This window comes from Geodermatophilus sp. URMC 62 (assembly GCF_052931475.1).
Genome location: NZ_JBRFHY010000001.1, coordinates 3,486,221 through 3,502,828, shown reverse-complemented (window position 1 = coordinate 3,502,828; position 16,608 = coordinate 3,486,221). Strand labels below are relative to the sequence as shown.

Annotated in this window: 14 protein-coding genes; 3 read left to right on the top strand and 11 right to left on the bottom strand. The window is 77.3% G+C overall.

The window, feature by feature from the left end; translation table 11 throughout:
• Positions 1-4: 4 nt before the first annotated feature.
• A complete protein-coding gene (locus ACU616_RS17040) occupies positions 5-1,264 on the bottom strand; it encodes a hypothetical protein (protein ID WP_446759616.1) in 1,260 nt (419 codons plus the stop codon).
• Between the two features lie 44 nt (positions 1,265-1,308).
• On the opposite strand from ACU616_RS17040, the gene ACU616_RS17035 reads away from it, so the two are divergent.
• Entirely contained in the window at positions 1,309-2,487 is a 1,179-nt protein-coding gene (locus ACU616_RS17035) for a hypothetical protein (RefSeq protein WP_446759615.1), read from the top strand.
• Positions 2,488-2,761: 274 nt separating this feature from the next.
• On the opposite strand, the gene ACU616_RS17030 is transcribed toward ACU616_RS17035, so the two are convergent.
• Positions 2,762-3,673: a glycosyltransferase family 2 protein gene (locus ACU616_RS17030; protein WP_446759614.1), complete on the bottom strand. Its 912-nt coding sequence runs from the start codon at positions 3,671-3,673 to the stop codon at positions 2,762-2,764.
• Positions 3,674-3,966: 293 nt separating this feature from the next.
• Here ACU616_RS17030 and ACU616_RS17025 point away from each other — a divergent pair, with 293 nt between their 5' ends.
• On the top strand, positions 3,967-5,544 hold the full coding sequence (locus tag ACU616_RS17025; protein WP_446759613.1) for a hypothetical protein: 1,578 nt from the start codon (positions 3,967-3,969) through the stop codon (positions 5,542-5,544).
• Positions 5,541-6,023 carry an adenylyltransferase/cytidyltransferase family protein gene (locus ACU616_RS17020; RefSeq protein WP_446759612.1) on the top strand — a complete coding sequence of 161 codons (483 nt, stop codon included), beginning with the start codon at positions 5,541-5,543 and terminating at the stop codon, positions 6,021-6,023. The genes ACU616_RS17025 and ACU616_RS17020 overlap by 4 nt, the downstream gene beginning before the upstream one ends.
• Before the next feature lie 21 nt (positions 6,024-6,044).
• Here the strand turns inward: ACU616_RS17020 and ACU616_RS17015 are convergent, their stop codons facing one another.
• The 9 genes from ACU616_RS17015 to ACU616_RS16975 all read right to left on the bottom strand — a co-directional run bounded on the left by ACU616_RS17015 (position 6,045) and on the right by ACU616_RS16975 (position 16,536).
• A complete protein-coding gene (locus ACU616_RS17015) occupies positions 6,045-7,220 on the bottom strand; it encodes a CDP-glycerol glycerophosphotransferase family protein (RefSeq protein ID WP_446759611.1) in 1,176 nt (391 codons plus the stop codon).
• Positions 7,221-7,316: 96 nt separating this feature from the next.
• Entirely contained in the window at positions 7,317-8,414 is a 1,098-nt protein-coding gene (locus ACU616_RS17010; RefSeq protein ID WP_446759610.1) for a glycosyltransferase family 4 protein, read from the bottom strand.
• Entirely contained in the window at positions 8,407-9,648 is a 1,242-nt protein-coding gene (locus tag ACU616_RS17005) for a glycosyltransferase family 4 protein (RefSeq protein WP_446759609.1), read from the bottom strand. Before ACU616_RS17005 ends, ACU616_RS17010 begins: the two co-directional genes overlap by 8 nt.
• A 41-nt stretch (positions 9,649-9,689) precedes the next feature.
• The gene (locus ACU616_RS17000) at positions 9,690-10,532 is read right to left on the bottom strand and encodes a hypothetical protein (RefSeq protein ID WP_446759608.1); all 843 of its coding nucleotides are present in this window, start codon (positions 10,530-10,532) and stop codon (positions 9,690-9,692) included.
• Complete coding sequence (locus ACU616_RS16995) at positions 10,529-12,487, bottom strand: hypothetical protein (protein WP_446759607.1); 1,959 nt, start codon at positions 12,485-12,487, stop codon at positions 10,529-10,531. The genes ACU616_RS17000 and ACU616_RS16995 overlap by 4 nt, the downstream gene beginning before the upstream one ends.
• Positions 12,484-13,626, bottom strand: coding sequence for a glycosyltransferase (locus ACU616_RS16990; RefSeq protein WP_446759606.1), 1,143 nt, complete (start codon positions 13,624-13,626; stop codon positions 12,484-12,486). The genes ACU616_RS16995 and ACU616_RS16990 overlap by 4 nt, the downstream gene beginning before the upstream one ends.
• A gap of 17 nt (positions 13,627-13,643) precedes the next feature.
• The gene (locus ACU616_RS16985) at positions 13,644-14,885 is read right to left on the bottom strand and encodes a GNAT family N-acetyltransferase (RefSeq protein WP_446759605.1); all 1,242 of its coding nucleotides are present in this window, start codon (positions 14,883-14,885) and stop codon (positions 13,644-13,646) included.
• On the bottom strand, positions 14,885-15,517 hold the full coding sequence (locus ACU616_RS16980; RefSeq protein WP_446759604.1) for a hypothetical protein: 633 nt from the start codon (positions 15,515-15,517) through the stop codon (positions 14,885-14,887). The genes ACU616_RS16985 and ACU616_RS16980 overlap by 1 nt, the downstream gene beginning before the upstream one ends.
• Complete coding sequence (locus ACU616_RS16975; protein ID WP_446759603.1) at positions 15,514-16,536, bottom strand: GNAT family N-acetyltransferase; 1,023 nt, start codon at positions 16,534-16,536, stop codon at positions 15,514-15,516. The genes ACU616_RS16980 and ACU616_RS16975 overlap by 4 nt, the downstream gene beginning before the upstream one ends.
• Between the last annotated feature and the right edge of the window lie 72 nt (positions 16,537-16,608).

Below are 16,608 nucleotides of genomic sequence, written 5' to 3'. Positions count from 1 at the left end.
CCGCTCACCCCCGCTCCCGCGAGCGGAGCAGGACCGGGACGGCGAGGGCACCGGCGGTCTGCGCCAGCAGCCAGGCCACCCCGCCGCCGGCGATGCCCAGCGCCGCCAGCAGCGGGAACGCCGAGGCCAGCGCCAGCACGGACATGCCCGTGTTGAGGGCCGCCGCCGTGCCCAGCCGCCGCCGGATGCGCAGCGCCGCCACGGCGACGTTGGTGACCGCGTCCGGCAGCGCGGAGGCGGCCAGCACCCACAGCAGCACCCGCCCCCGCTCGGCGTAGCCGGGGCCGAGGGCGCCCAGCAGGAGGTCCGGGGCGAGGGCGACCACGAGCAGCGGCAGGACCAGCAGGACGCCGATCAGCACGACCGCCTGCCGCACCTGGGCACCCAGCGGCTCCCCCGGCGGCGTCGTCCGGGCCAGGTAGGCGTTCGCCACCGCCGGGCTGATCGTGAAGAACAGGCTGCCCAGCAGCCAGGTCGGGTAGAAGTAGCCCGCCTCGACCGGCCCCAGCCGGGTCAGCACGACGACCGGCAGCAGGTACACCGCGCCGGCGCCGCCGAGAGCGGTGAGGTGGTGCCCGAGGAAGTACCGGCGCCTGCCCCACACGTCGGGCAGCGCCCGCGGCACGTGCCGCAGGGCCTCCCGGGGGCGCAGCAGGGCCAGGGCGAGCAGGTCGGCCACCACCGTCGCCAGGGCGTAGGACCACATCAGGTCGTGCAGCGAGGTCGCGCCGGGCAGCAGGAAGACCAGCAGCCGCGCCAGGCCGGCCACGGCGCCGCGCACGAGCATGATGCGCGTCCGGCCGACGGCCAGCGACACCGCGTCCAGCGCCAGTCCGGTGCTGGTGGCCACCACCGAGACGACGAGGGCGGCGGCCAGCCACGGCTCGGCCGCCGGCGCCAGGGAGCCCACCAGCCGGGGGACGGCGGTGACCAGCAGCAGCCCCCCGACCAGCGACAGCACGGCGGTGGCGACGCCGGCCCGCACCGCCTCCGCCCGCCGCGCCCGGGCGTCGGAGGCCTCGGCGAGCAGCCGGATGGTGCCCACCACGACCCCCGTGGCGGTCACCAGGTGGGTCGCGCTCACCGCGCTGAGCAGGCTGCCGCCGAGGCCGGTCGCCGCGGGACCGGCGTCCCGCGCCGACAGCGCCCAGAACAGGTAGCCGACCGCGGACGTGACGGCCTGCGTGGCCAGGATCAGGAAGCTGTTCCGGTAGAGGCCCACCGACCACAGCCGCGCCACCGAGGACCGGAGCCGGGTGATCACGCCCGGCCCTCCCCCCGTGCCCGACGACGAACGGACCGGAGCCGATGACCGACCACCCCGCCACCGACCACCCCGCCACCGACACCGACACCGCCCACACCGACGTCACCGACGTCACCGACGTCACCGACCACGACGTGCACGGCCTCGTCCGGGTCCGGCTGCACGGCGCCCCGCGGCGGGTGCGGGAGGCGCTGGTCGCCGAGCTCGGCGCACCGGCCGGCCCGCCGGAGGGGACGCCGGACGTCACCGTCCGGTTCACCGACGAGCTGCCCGTCGCCGGGTCGCTGCGCCTGCTGGGCCTGCAGCGGACCGGCTTCGACGACGAGCACTTCTACCTGCTCGACCCCGACGGACGCCGGACGCGGATCGACGTCGACCGGCTGGGCCGGCGCGACGAGATCGTGTGCGAGCGGGGCGTCGACCGGGTCCCGCTGCTGATCCCGGTCCTCGGCCTGCACCTGCTGCGCCGCGACCACGTGCTGCTGCACGCGGCGTCGTTCGTGCACGGCACCCGGGGCGTCCTGGTCACCGGGTGGCAGAAGGGCGGCAAGACCGAGACCCTGCTGCCCTTCGCCGCGGCCGGCGCCGACTACGTGTCCGACGAGTGGACGATCGTCGGCGGGGACCCGGCGGGCCTCTACGGCTGCTCGGGCATCGCGCGCGTCTGGGACTGGCACCTGCGCCAGCTGCCGGCGTACTGGGCGCGGATCCGGCCCCGGCAGCGGGCCCGGCTGCGGGCCTGGCGGGGGTACCGGCGGCTCTACCGCGCCGTCCCGGGGCTGGACCGCTCGCGTGCCCGGCCGGTGCGCGCGCTGCGCCGGCTGGCCACGGACGGCGCGTGGCGCCCGCAGGGTGTCGGGCCGATCGACCCGGCGGTGCTGTTCGGCAGCCGTGTGTGGCAGGGCCGCGCCCCGCTCGACCGGGTCCTGCTGCCCGTCGTCGGCCGGGACGGCGGCACCACCGTGACGCCGCTGGACCCGGCCGAGGTGGCGCGGCGCATGGTGAGCTCGCAGGCCTTCGAGCGGGCGGCGCTGACCACCGCCTACCAGGAGTTCCGCTACGCCTTCCCCGACCGCGTCAACCCACTCCTGGAGACGGCGCGGGAGCGGGAGCTGCGGGTGCTCACCCGCGCCTTCGCCGGCGTTCCCGCCTACGAGCTGCGGCACCCCTACCCGATGCGGCTGCGCGACCTGTACGAGGCCGCCGCGCCGTACTGCTGAGGCGGCACCGGCCGGCTCCTCCGAGGGAACCCGGCAGTGCCGTGGTAACCGGCCCTCCCGCACGTCTCCTGGGTGTGCTGAGCGAGATCTCAGACCCCCTCCGGGCGTCTCGATGGTGACTCCTCCGTCCCTCGACGTCTCTCGGTCCGCGTGCGCCGGTGTCCCCTCCCCCAGGACCCCGGCGGCGCAGGTCCCGGCGGCCCTGCCCCCGCCGCCGGGACCGCTGGAGGCGGCCCCGGGTGCACACGGGCGTGCACCCGGGGCCGTCGCCCGGTCAGGCGGAGGCGCGGGCCCCGGGAGCGATCCGGGGGTCGGCCGCGGCCAGCCGCACGAGCAGGCGGGCGGCGATGCGCGCCTCCTCCGTGGCGATCAGCCGCTCGACGTCCTGGCCCCGCTGGAAGCGGGCGACGTCGCGGCTGATCCGGACCCAGGCCGGCCCGCGGCGCGCGGCGGCCCGCTCCCGCCGCAGGATGGCGATCGACTCGACGCCGTGCCGCCAGCCGATCTTCTTGCCCTCCTCGCGGGTGCGGCTGTTGTAGCTGATCGGCACCTCGTAGGGCCGGACGCCGCTGAGCAGCATGCGGGCGGTGATCTGGGTGTCCAGGCCGAAGCCCTGCTCGTCGAGGTCCAGGCTGCGCAGCAGCGGCAGGGGCAGCAGCTTCAGGCAGGTGTGCAGATCGCTGATCGCCGCGTCGTAGAGCACGTTGGCGGCCAGCGTCGTCGCCCGGTTGCCCAGGGCGAACCAGAAGGACTGGTAGACGGTGTCGCGGCCGAAGAGCCGGGTGCCGTAGACCGTGGAGGCCCGGCCCTCGATCACCGGCTGCAGCATCCGGCGGATGTCCTCGGGGTCGTACTCGAGGTCGGCGTCGAAGACCAGCCCGTGCGTGCCGGTGGCGACGTCGAGACCGGTGAGCACCGCGGCTCCCTTGCCGCGGTTGTGCTCGTGCCGGCGGAGGACGACCTCGCCGTGCTCGGGCTGGAACTGGGTGAGCACGTCCCAGGTGCCGTCGGTGCTGCCGTCGTCGACGACGATCACCTCCAGCGGGCACGGGAGCTCGGTGTGCAGGAGCCGGTTGAGGGCCAGGCGCAGCGTGCGCTGCTCGTTGAGCACGGGCATGACGACGGAGAGACGGATCGCCTCCCCGGGGGTCGGGGCGGGCGGCGGGGTGGAGGTCGGCTGGGTCATGGCGAGACTCCGGGGGGTGCGGTACTGCGGTGGGCGCCGTGGTCACCCCTCCCTCGCCGGCCCCGGCGATCGGGGTGCCCGGCGGGGCGGTGCACGGCCTGGTGGACCGTCCCCGCGCACGGGGACCTGCAGGACCGTAGGAGCGCCCCTCCCCTTTGGGAAGCGGCCGCCCGCGACCGGATCGTGGGCCACCCGGTGGCCCGCGGCACGACCTCTCCGGCCGCCGCCGGGGCGCTGCGGTGAGCGCCGGAGCCGCCGTCCTCCCGGTCGCGCCAGGGCCCGTGCGGGTCCCCGTGCGACCGCGCCCGGCGCCGGCGCTGGCCCTGGTGGCCGCGGTGACCGTGCTGCTCGCGCTGCTCCCGGGAGCCCTCGGCGAGCGGGCGGACACCTCGCGGGTCGAGCGGCACGCCGCCGAGCAGCGGCACGCGCCGAGCCTGCCCCTGGGCCCGGCCGGGCTGTCGCTGGAGGCCGGCGTGCGGCAGGAGAACGCCACCCGCCTGGCCGCGTCGCTGCGGCTGGTGAACTACTACCCCTCCGGCTCCCCGTGGGAGCGCATGTGGACCGAGTGGTCGGCGTCGACCCTCGACCGCGACCTGCGCCGGGTCGCCGGCACCGGCGCGACGACGGTGCGGCTGATCGTCTTCCCGTCCGCGTTCGGCTTCCCGGTGGTGCGGCCGCAGATGCGCGAGCGGCTGGAGGACGCCCTGCGGATCGCCGCGCGGCACGGCCTGCGGGTGCAGCTGACCCTGTTCGACTCCTGGAGCGACTGGGCCGACCTGGCCGGCAGCCGCACCTGGACGACGTCGCTGCTGTCCGGGTCGGCCGAGGACGAGCGGATCGCGCTGGTGGAGGTCCGCAACGAGATCGACCCGTCCGACCCGCAGGTCACGGCCTGGGCGCGCGACCAGGTCTCGCTGCTGCACGACCTGCTGCCGGCGACCCCGGTCACCGTCTCCACCAGCGGCCGGCTCGGCGTCGACGGGCTCACCACCCTGCGGCGGGCGCTGGCCGACGCGCCGCCGGACCTGTTCAGCCTGCACTACTACGGCGACCCCGGGCTGGCCCACGGCGCGTTCCGCCGGGCCGCAGTGGCCGTCGCCCCGACGCCGCTGGTGGTCGGTGAGGCCGGCCTGTCCAGCCGCCCGGAGGGGCCGGGTTCCCCCGGGCGCGCGCAGGACGAGGCCGACCAGGCCGCCTGGTACCGGGTCGTGCAGAACGCAGCCCGCGCGGCCGGCCTGGCGCCCGTGGCGCCGTGGACCCTCTACGACTTCCGGCGCGGCGGGGTGCCCGAGCAGCTGCCCGACGCCGAGGTCGGCTTCGGGCTGCTGCGCACCGACGGCACCCCGAAGCCGGCGCTGGACGTAGTGTCCGCGGCCTTCGCCGGCACGCTGGACGCCCAGCCGTTCAACGGCCGCTTCACCCTGCTGGTGGGCGACGGCGACGCCGCGGCCGGCTGGACGCCGTGGAAGCCGACCGGCTCGGCGCGGATCGCGCGCGGGCAGGGCGTCTCCGGGGACAACGCGCTGGTCTTCTCCGGTACCCGGGCGCAGGCCGACGGCGTCACGTCGTGGTTCACCGTGCCCGCGCAGCCGGTCGAGCCCGGACAGCGGTGGACCGTGAGCGTGCAGGCGCGGGGCACCGACGCGACGGGCGACAACGACGTGACCCTGAGCTGGTTCGACGGCGACGGGCACTGGCTGGCCAACACCAGCAGCCCCCCGCTGGCGACGGGGCGGCCGAGCTGGCAGTGGCTGATCGGAACCGGGTCCCCGCCGGCCGGCGCCGAGGCCGTCCAGCTGCACCTGCGCAGCAGCGCGAACACCGGCTCGGTGACCTTCTCGCGGGTGTCGTGGAAGGTGACGGGCGGATGACCCCCGGAGGACAGGAGGAACGGCACATGACGGTGACGGCGACGCAGCGGGCGATCGAGCGGGTGACCGCGCCGCTGGCGCACCCCCGGGTGGTGACGTTCGGGACGTTCGACGTCTTCCACGTCGGGCACCTGTCGATCCTGGAACGGGCCCGGGCCCACGGCGCGAGCCTGGTGGTCGGGGTCTCGACCGACCGGCTCAACCAGGCCAAGAAGGGCCGCGCCCCCGTCTACCCGGAGCACGAGCGGCGCCGGATCGTCGACGGCCTGCGGTGCGTGGACGGGAGCTTCCTCGAGGAGTCGCTGGAGGACAAGCGCCGCTACCTGGAGGTGGCCCAGGCCGACGTGCTGGTCATGGGCGACGACTGGCGCGGCCGGTTCGACCACCTGGGCGACGTCTGCGAGGTGCGCTACCTGCCCCGGACGCCGTCGGTCTCGACGACGGCGACGATCGAGCGGATCCGCTCGATCCCCCGCTGACCGCGGCGGGCCGGGCGCCCCTCAGCACCCGGGCGGCAGGCGGCGGTGGACCCCGGCCAGGGCGAGGACCCGCGCGGACACGCCCTCCCACGCCTCGCCCATGAGCAGCTGCCGCACCTCCCGCCGCCGCACCCGGTGCGGGTCCTCGCCGGCGGCGACGGCGTCGAGGGCGGCCAGCAGGTCGGCCTCCTCGACCAGCACCGGCCCGGGCGTCCAGGACCCGTAGGGCTCGAGCAGCAGCGGCCGGTCGGCGGTGTACTCCCCGACGTCGGGGAACCAGATGACGACCGGGCGGTCGAGCAGCAGGTGGTCCAGCCAGACCGAGGAGACGTCGGTGACCAGGCCGTCGGCCTCGGCGAGGACCTCGTACACGCCGACCCCCGCCGCCTCGAGGACGGCGTCGGTGAGCTCGAGGACCCCCGGGACCGGCACGGGGGCGGCCCGGGCCTCGTAGGGGTGCCGCCGCAGCACCAGCAGGCACCGGCGCCGCTCGAGGAGCGCGGCCAGCCGGGCGGCGCCGTCCGCGGACAGCAGGCGGGCGCTCTGCACGCCGCTGCCGCCGCGCTCGGGCTCCCGGCCCCGGAACGTGGGCATCCACACCAGCACCCGGTCGTGGGCGCGGCGGTCGATGCCCAGCCGGTCCCACACGTCCTCGTGCCGGTGGCACAGGTGCTCGATGCGCGGTGAGTTGAGGGCCACCACGCTCTCCGGCGGGACGCCGAGGGCCTCGGCCATGATCGGGCGGTAGAAGTCCGAGGAGGCCAGCGTCCAGTCGGCCGGGACCGTGTCCGCGGACCCGTCGAGGCGGCCGATCGCCTTGATCGGCATCCCGTGCCAGACGTCGACCAGCGTCTGCCGGGGCGAGAGCCGGGCGGTGTCGTGGACCGGGTGGGTGAAGACCACCGACGCGGACCGCAGGTACTGCCAGGCCGCCGGCAGCGACCCGCGGCGGTGGACCCGGACCCGCGCGCCGAGCGCCTCGCGCACCCGGGCGGCCACGGCGTTGGTGGGGTCGGTGAGCAGGACGACGACCGGCCCCTGCGTGTCCCGGCAGGCCGCGAGCAGCGGCGGGAGGGAGGCGTCGGTGTCGGGGTAGAGGTTGAGCAGGAGCTGCTGCCGCTTGGGCACGGCGGCGTTGGCCAGGTCGAGGGCGGCTCGGGTCAGGTGCCGGGTGGCACGGCGCAGCCAGGGGTGCACGGTCTCGCTCCCTGCCAGGGTCCCCCGGCGTCGTCGCTCGTCCCGGCGCGGTCCGCCGGGCGTCGGTCCCTCCCGGCCGTGGGGCCGGCCGGTGGCTCAGCCGGACACGGCGAGGAGCTGCTCGTAGCAGGCCTCGGTCGCGTCGGTGACGTCGTCCCAGTCGGGCAGCCGGACCGGTGCCGGCGGGCGCCGGGCGGCGGCCACCGCCGCGGCGACCCGGTCCGGCGGCGCGTCGACCGGGACCAGCCCGGCGTCGGGGACCCCGGCCAGCGCGACGACGTCCCGGTGCGGGCCGATGTCGCTGGCGACGACGGCGGCACCGGCGGCCAGCCCCTCGGCGACGGTGAGCCCGAAGCACTCCCGCCGGCTCAGCGACACCACGACGTCGGCGGCCCGGTACCAGCGGTAGAGCTCGGCCGGGGACAGCCGGCCGCAGAACCGCACCCGGTCGGCCACGCCCAGCTCCCCGGCACGCCGGCGCAGCACCGGCTCGAGCGGGCCGGCGCCCGCGACGGCCAGCCGGTGCCCGGCCAGCAGCGGCAGGGCCTCGAGCACCCGGTGCGGCTGCTTGTACTCCTCGAGGCGCCCGGCGACGACGACCAGCCGGCCGCCGCCGGCCGGCACCGGGGAGGCGGCGCGGATCGCCGCGGCGTCGACCCCGTTGGGGACGACGACGCAGCGCTCCCCGGCGCCGAGGTGCCGGGCGAAGGACGCCGCCTCCGACGGGGTGGTGCACACGATCCGGCCCACCTTCGGCAGCACCCGCCGCGCGGCGGCGGCGTGGCCGCGGTGCAGCAGCTCCTCGGCCCACCCCTCGCCGGGGCCGAGGTGGTGCGGGGTGAGCACCACCGGGGGGCGGGCCGCCGCGAGGGCGGGCAGCGTGGTCAGGGCGTGCAGGTTGTGCAGGTGCACGACCTGCGCGCGGTCGGCCCCGCGGCGCACCCACGCCCACAGCGCCGGGGAGAGCCCCTGCCCCCGCAGCCGCCCGGCCGAGGGGAAGCGGCGCACGACCACCCCGTGCGCGTCCACCTCCCGCGCGGGCAGGGCGGCGTCGGCCTCGCGCTGGGTGGCCACGGTGACCGCGTGCCCGCGGTCGGCCAGCCGCACCGCGAGCGCCGCGACGTGGTTCTCGATGCCGCCCAGGTGCGGCAGGTAGCGCGGGACCACCAGGCCGATCCGCAGCCGTTCACCCACGTCCGTCTCCCGTCCGGGCGGCCAGCGCCCGCTCGTAGCTGCGCCGGATCGCCGGCAGCACGCGGCCCAGCTCGTACTCCCGCGCGCGGGCCGGCGCGGCGGCGGCCAGCCGGGCCCGCAGCACGTCGTCGCCGAGCAGCCGGTCGAGGGCGGCGGCGAGCGCGCGCGGGTCGGCCGGCGGGACGAGCAGCCCCTCGACGCCGTCACGGACGATCTCCCCCAGGCCGCCGGTGGCCGACACGACGGCCGGGGTGCCGGCGGCCAGGCACTCGACGGCGACCTGCCCGAACGGCTCGGGCCACACCGAGGGCACGACGCCGACGGCCGCGGCGGCCCAGGCCGCCATGACCTGCTCGTGCGGCACGTCGGTGTGCACGACGACCCCCGGCCGGTCGAGGTCGGGGGTGTCGGCCCGTGGCGTGCCGAGGACGACCAGCGGCGCGGGCCGGCGCATGAGCTCCCGCGCCTCGAGCAGCACGTCGATCCCCTTGTGCGGGCCGAGGGCGCCGACGAAGAGCAGGAACGGCTCGTCCGGGACGCGGAGGGCCAGCGGGGTGCGCGCCCGGTCGGCGACGCCGTCGTCGACGAAGGTGGGGACGACGTCGACGCGGCCGGCGCCGCCGCCCAGGCCCGGCGCGTTGGCGCGCGCCACCGGCCCGCTGATGGCGATCCACCGGTCGACCCGGCGGTGCAGCGGCCGCACGGCCCGCAGCCCGGCGCTGAGCAGGGCGGCCTTCGGCAGGCCGTACACCTCCCGGGAGCAGGCGACGCAGCGTCCCAGCCGCGGCCCGGTGGGGCACCCGGTCCGGGTCTGCGTGTAGGTCTTGCGGGCGCAGGCCGCGCCGTACTCGTGCAGCGTGGCCACCAGGGCGGTGGTCGGCGGCCGGCGCAGCACCACGGCCGACTCCAGCATCCAGCCGTGCGCGTGCACGACGTCGGGGCGCAGCTCGTCGACGACCCGCTGCAGCCGCCGGGCCAGCGCGGGGTCGGGCACGGTGGGGTGGAAGGCGTGGCCGGGGTCCCCGGCGAAGCGGCGCAGGTGCCGGGTCAGCCCGCGCAGCCGCAGCACCCGGTAGCCGTCGACCACCTCCTCGGCCGGCGCTCCCGGCGTCTCGAGGGTGGCGACGACGACCTCGTCGCCGTCGGCGGCCTGCCGCCGGCTGAGCGAGGCGACGTAGCGCTCCAGCCCGCCCAGCGCCGGCGGGAAGGCGTCGCTGACCTGCAGGACGCGCACGGCTCAGCCCCCCGCCGGGACGGGGAGACGGGAGCGCGGGCTCACGGCTCCCTCACCTGCAGGCGCAGCGTCAGGCTGAGCTCCTCACCGGTCCGGTCGTCGACGGCGTTGACGGTCGCGTCGTGCAGCCCGGGGTCGCCGGGCGCGCCGGCCTGCAGCGTCACGACGTCGCCGGCGGGGAGGCGCACGGTCCGCGCGTCCTGGGGGCGGCCGTCGACGGAGACGGTCACCAGGCCCGTCCACGGCTGCCCGTCGCTGCGCGCGAGCCGCACCGGCAGGGGGACCTGCTCGCCCGGCCGGACGTCGACCGGGCCGGTGAGGTGGGCCAGCTCCCCCACGTAGGCCAGCTCGGTGTACGGGCCGCTGTCGGGCCGCTCCTGCCAGGAGGCGGCCCAGGCCACCGCGCCGGCGAACACGGCCAGGGCCAGCGCCGTCGGCAGCAGTCGCCGGGCGGCCGGCCGCCACGACGCCCGCGGCGGGACCGCGACCCGCGCGGCGGGGTGCGTGGGCGCGGCGAGCAGCACCCACCCGGTCGGCGGCAGGGTCAGGAGGAGCAGCCCGGCTCCCACGGTGACGGGGGACACCGGCAGGCCCGGCGCCCCGACGGCGACGCCCACCGGCGGCAGCAGACCCAGGCTCAGCACCAGGGCGAGCGCCAGCGCCGTCGCCGTGCGGGCCGGCTGCCCGGTGCGCCAGCGCGCCAGCGCCAGCCAGGCGTACCCGGGCGCCAGCAGCACACCGGGCAGCGCCAGGGGTGTCCGGACGACGGCCGGGAGGCCCAGCGCGGTGGCGCCGACGGCGAGCAGCAGGCACAGCGTGAGGACCAGCGAGAGGACGCCGGGCGCGGAGCCGGCCCGGGGCGGGGTCTGCAGGTCGGCGGTCACGGCCCGGCCACCTCGCAGCCGGGCCGGTCGCACTGCGGGGTGCTGACGGAGGCGAAGTCCAGCCGGTACACCGAGTAGTTGGTCGTCGCGAGCACCTTGGTGGCCCACGGCGCGGTCTCGAACCGGTCGAGCGCCTCCTGCGGCACCTGCGACTGCCGGGCGGCGGGGTCGTAGGGCTCGTCGCCCGGGACGGTCGGCTCACCCTCCCGGGAGAAGTAGGTGCCCTCGGCCGGGACGTACCGGGACAGCCGCTCGTCGACGACCACGTAGGCGAAGTCGCTGGTGTCCAGCTCGTGCACCAGGTAGGGGTCGGGGGTGCCGGCCTCGAAGAACAGGTCCCACACGCGGAAGCCGGGGCCGGCCTGGGCGCTGACCGCGCCGCCGAAGCCCACCAGCGCCTGGTTGGTGTAGCGGTCGGACACCGTGCGGGCACCGGGGTAGCGGCGGCCGAACTCCTCGGACAGGTCGAGGAGCTCCGGGGTGATCGAGCGGGGGGCCGAGCCCAGCTCGTAGGGGCCGGGGAACCGGTAGGCGTCGTTGGGCCCCGCGCCGGTGTTGCCGACCAGGACGGCGGCCAGGAGGACCGCGACCGCCGCCGTCGCCCACCGCCGGCGGGCGCTGCGCCACAGCAGCAGCGCCAGCGCCGCGGCGACGACGACGGCGACCCCGACGTAGGTGAAGGCCCAGCTGCGCCGGGTGCCCTCGTAGCCCTCGGGGGTGAACAGCAGCGGCAGCGAGGCGAAGTACAGGCCGCCCACCGCGGTCAGGCCGAGCGCCGTCCGGCGGTGCGCCCAGCCGGCGAGCAGCCGGGTGCGCCACAGGACGGCGAGGAACACGGCCACCAGCAGCAGGGGCGCGGCCATGCCGAGGAGTCGTTCGTAGAGCGGCTGGACGCTGCCGGCGAAGAGGGTGCGCCGGCTCTCCTGGCCGGTGGCGTGCTGCGACAGGCTGCCGAACGCCTTCTCCGCGTAGGGCGCGAGGTAGGACCAGGTGGTGTCGGCGACGGTGAGCACCCAGAGCGTGAAGCCGGCCGTCGCGGTGACCAGGACCAGCGCCCAGGGCCGCCACCGGCCGCGCGCGGCCGGGTCCAGCCGCCGGAACAGGGTGTGCGTGGCCAGCACGACCGCGGTCACGACGACGAGCACCAGCGTGGTCAGGTGGTGGGTGGGGACGCAGGCGAGGGTGAGGACGACGGCGCCGGCGAGCCGCAGCGCCCGCGCCGACCCCGTCGTCGCGGCGGCGCCGACGGTGAGGGTGAGCACCCAGAGGAAGAAGCAGACCGCCAGCGACTCGTAGGAGAACTGGGTGTCGAAGTACACGTAGCTCGGGTTGAGCCCGTAGACGACCGCCGCCAGGCCCGCGGCGCGCGGGTCGGGCAGGAGCAGCCGGCCGAGGGCGAGGACCGCGACGACCGCGGCCACGTGCGCGGTCAGCAGGACGACGGTGGCCGCGCCCCACACCGACAGGCCGGTCAGCCCCTTGACCGTCGCGGTGACGACGTGCAGCCCGGGGAAGTCGCCGATGATCTGGATGAGCGGGTTCTGCCGGTAGAGCTCCCGGGAGCGCAGCAGGTCCTCGACGGCCCGGAAGTGCGGCGGCTCGTCGTGGTAGGCCGGGCCGTACGGGTTGCGCAGGAACTTGGGCACGTAGGTGACCAGGCCGAAGGACACGACCGCGGCGGTCCGCGCCCGGGCCGAGGCCCCCGCGGAGAGCAGGACGGCCGCGAACGGCGCGACCATCACCAGAGTGCCCATCCAGAAGACGCCGTAGTAGAGGCGCGGCGAGCCGCCGTCCGCCGCGACCCGGTAGCTGGCGGCGACGACGAGCACCTCGGCCGCGGCGACCAGCCAGCCCAGCGCGAGCGGGACGACCGGCCGGGCCGGCGCGCCGGCGGGCGACCGGGCCGGCGCCGGGGCGGGCGCCTGCCGCGACGGGCGGGAGACCAGCAGCGTCATGCGAGCAGCTCCCGGTAGGCCTCGACCGTGCGCCGCCAGTCCCCCGCCGGCTCGAACCTGCGCCGCTCCTGCCCGGCCACCCGCTCCAGCGCGGCCGACAGCGCCGCCACGTCCCCGGCCGGCACGACCCGCACGCTCTCCTGCCCGGCGGTGACCGCCCGCAGCGCCGGCACGTCGTAGACCACGACCTCCAGGCCCTGGGCGAGGGCGATGTGCAGGGGGCCGCTGGAGGACGCGCGGCGGTAGGGCAGCACGAGGACGTCGGCCCCGGCGAAGACGGCGGCGGCCTCGGCGTCGCTGACGTAGCGGTTGACCACGCGCGCCCGGTCGCGGTGCGGGCAGTCGCGCAGCCGCCGCAGCGGCTCCTCCCAGCCCTCCCAGGTCTCCCCGACGATCGTGAGCACCAGCCGCTCGGCCACGGCGCGCGGCAGCGCACCGAACGCCTCGACCAGGTCCTCCAGCCCCTTGTAGGGGCGGATGAGGCCGAAGAAGAGGACGTCGCGGCAGCTGCCGTCGGCGAGCTGGGCCGACAGCGGGTCCCCGGCCAGCTCCGGGGGCTCCGACGGGACGACGGCCGCCAGGTGGTCGTAGGGCCCGTGCGGCGCCACGGCCGTGCGGGTGCCCGACAGGTCGAGGCCGGCGTCCTCGAGCGCCTCCCGGTCGCGCCCGTGGTGCAGCAGCACGCCGGAGGCCAGGCCGAGCAGGAGGCGCAGCACCAGCCGCCCGTAGCGGCTGAGCAGCCCGGCCGTGCCGGCCTCCCCCGGGTCCTGCACCTCGTGCACCTCCAGGAGCACCGGCACCCCGCGCAGCCGGGCCAGGAGGGCCAGCAGCAGGTAGGTGTGCCCGACCGCGGCGGTCCACCACTGCAGGACGAGCACCTCCGGGCGCTGCCGGCGGAGGAAGCCGAGGGCCTGCACGAGACTGCGGCCCCAGAACCAGTCGATCCCGTCGAAGTGCGGCACGCCCGCGTAGTCGAGGCTGGTCAGCCGGTCGCCGACCCGCGCCGCGCCCGGGTAGAGCCGGCGCGGCAGCAGCCGCCGGATGAGCAGCGCGGAGACCGGGAAGTCCTCGCGCAGGGCCCGGACCAGCGTGCACGTGTAGACCGACACCCCGCCGAGGAAGCGGAACCCCGGTCCCACCACACACACCCGCTGACTCATGCACCCCCCTGCGGGACGGGCCGGACGGCGGCCCGGCGCTCGTGGGAACGGATCGACTGCAGGCCGCGGGCCAGCCAGTACGCGCGGAACCACAGGCGGGAGCGGCGGCGGGGGCCGACGAGGACGAAGACGTGGCTGAGCCGGACGTCCTCGCTCCACCGCAGCTTGGCCGTGTCCACCCCGGTCGGGAAGCAGACGGCCCGGCGCCCGGCGCGGACGGCCTCCTGCACGGCCTCCCACTGCAGGAGGGTCACCGCGCCCAGCGCCCAGTGCGCCGGGGTCACCCCCGAGACGGCCAGCCACGTGCGGTCGACGGCGTCGAGGGTGAGCAGGGCCGCCACCGCGGTGCCGTCGTGCACGAGGCGGTGGATGCGCGGCCGGGTCCGCGCGCCGCTGCCGGCCAGCGCCTGCAGCAGGGCGGTCTGGGAGGTGCCGGCGAAGACGTCGTCGTGGGCGACCACGCCGCCCATGCGCGCCCGGGCGGCGTGCAGCCGGCGCAGGTCGTCGAGCGCCTGCTCCCAGCGCGGGTCGCCGGGGTCGACGCGGTCGAGAGTGCACTCGCCCGGCAGCCGGTCGATGCGGTTGCGGCTGCGCCGCAGGCTCTCGCGCAGGTTCCGCTTCAGCGCGGGCGGCTCCCCCGAGGAGGGCAGGGGGAGGACGACGGTCGGCACCACGTCCTTGTGCACCACGATCGCCCCGTGCAGGCCGGCGTCGGTGGCCCAGCGCGACTCGAACCACCCCTGGTCCTGGCGCAGCGGGAGCTCGACCCAGTCCCAGTCGCGGGACCGGGCCAGCCAGCCGACGACGGCGGCGAGCGCCGGCCGCGCGCACGCCGGGTCGACGAGCACCTCGGGCAGCTCGTGCAGCAGGGGCTCGTGGAGGGCGCCGAAGGCCTGCAGCGTGCGCACGGTCAGGCCCGGCGCCCGCACCGCCACCTCGAACAGGGGGACGACGGCGACCAGGTCGCCGGTGGCGGTGCGGCGCACCGCGACGATCCGCTCCCGCCCGGCGGGGACGAACAGGTCGCACCAGGCCAGCTGGGCGTCCGGGTCGCTGAACGGCGACCAGGCCCCGGCCCGTCGGTGCAGGTCCCGCCACCCGGGCAGGAGGGCGTCGACGTCGCGGCGAGTGTGCACCTCGACCGCGTAGGCCGACGGCGGTCGCGCCGGCGCGGGCGGCCTGGTGGTGAGCAGCGGTGCACGCCGGGCCGCACACCCGGCCTGCGACTGGTCGAGCATCAGGCGTCCTCCGCCGTCCGGGACCCGGGGCCCGGCCGCGCGACGGAGGACAGCGCCCAGTCCCGCCCCCTCGCCGTCGGGACGAGGGCGGGGCGCTCCTCGACCACACCGGCGTGGACGGGGTCGTGGTAGGCGAGCAGCAGCGGTCGCGGGTCGGTGCAGGAGGAGTCCTCGAGTCGGTCGAGCACCCGGCGCAGCGTCCGGGGGCCGGAGGAGTTGTCGACGAACACCAGCAGGGGGCCGTCGGGGACGACGACGGCGCGGACGCCCGCCTCGGCGGCGAGCAGGAGCGCCCGCCCGCGACCCGTGCCGAGGTCCAGGAACGTCGAGTCCGCCGGCACGACCGGTGCCGTCGCCAGGATCCGGCGGGACTTCCGGACCGGCACCGCCCGGTGGGGATGGCCGTCCCCGCAGGCCGACGCGCGCAGCACCGGCCCGTTCTCGACCGGGCCGCGGGTGCTCACCCCCATCCGCACGTCGACCGCCGTCTCGAGGAGGTGGGCGCCCGCCCGCCGGACGCCGCCCACGGACAGGGACACCGCCGTGCCGAGCGCGGCTGCCCGACCGGACCGCGCGGCGGCCTCGGACACCCGCGACCGGAAGCGGTGACCCCTGGCCCGCACGGTGGTCACGAGGAGCACGGGTCCCCCGTCGGCCGTCCGCCGGCGGTCCTCCGGGCGGCGGCCACCCGGACGGTGCTCACCCGGGCGGCGAGGCGCTGCAGGACCGGCCAACCGGGGGCACTGCGCTGCAGCACCGGGTGGGTGCGCCGGACGCCACCGAACTGGCTCTTGAAGCGGCCGATGCCCTCGTCCGGGACCCCGACCAGGTCCAGGGTGCGCAGACCGCGCTCGCCGGCCCACCGGATGCCGTCCCAGTACAGCAGGGTGTTGGCGTGCGTCGGCCGGTGCGCCCGCAGCACCCCGCCCTGCCACACCACACCGGTCGTCCCCCAGCCGAGGGTGACCAGGCTGCCGACCTCGTCGTCCCCCAGCCGCGCGACCGTCCACCGCACCGCCAGCCCCGTGGACTCGAGGTCGGCCACCGTGAGCGGGAAGTCGCCGGTGTAGCCGGAGGTGAGGCCGCGCGCCGCGAAGGCCTCGTCCACCACCCGGCGCAGGACCCGCTCCCGACCCCGGGCCGGGGTGAGGACGACGCCGGCCCGCTCGGCCCGGCGGACCTTGGTGCGGGCCCGCCCGTCCAGGGCGGCCCACAGCCGGTCGACGCCGGCCGAGGTGTCGACGACGTAGGTGGCGTCCTCCCGCACGCGGAACCCCGCACCCCGCGCGGTATCGACCGCCACCCCGGCCGACGGCGGGAAGCCGAACTGGGCGAGCACCGCCCGGCTGCTCCGCGCCCGGGCCCGCAGGGCGCGCAGCAGCCCCGGGAGGTGCGCCGGTGCGACGAGCGGCCCGACGTAGGGGAAGGGCAGCCAGTTGACCGTGGTGACGGGGCCGCGCCGGCGGGTCAGCCACGGGACCACCCCGACGTCGGCGCGCCCGGCACGGACGACCAGCGGCGTGGCGGAGGTGCGCGTCATGCGGGCGGCGAGCTCCAGCCAGGCGAAGGCGTGGAAGGGGGTCCCGGACTGGCCGGACGCGTGCGCGGCCGCCTCCCAGCGTCGCGGGTCGCGCGTCTCCTCGAGGTGCACGGACCGCTCCCCGGCCGGGTCGGCGGGGAGCACGGCGGTGCCGCCCCCGGGCCACGCTGATCGATCCACAGG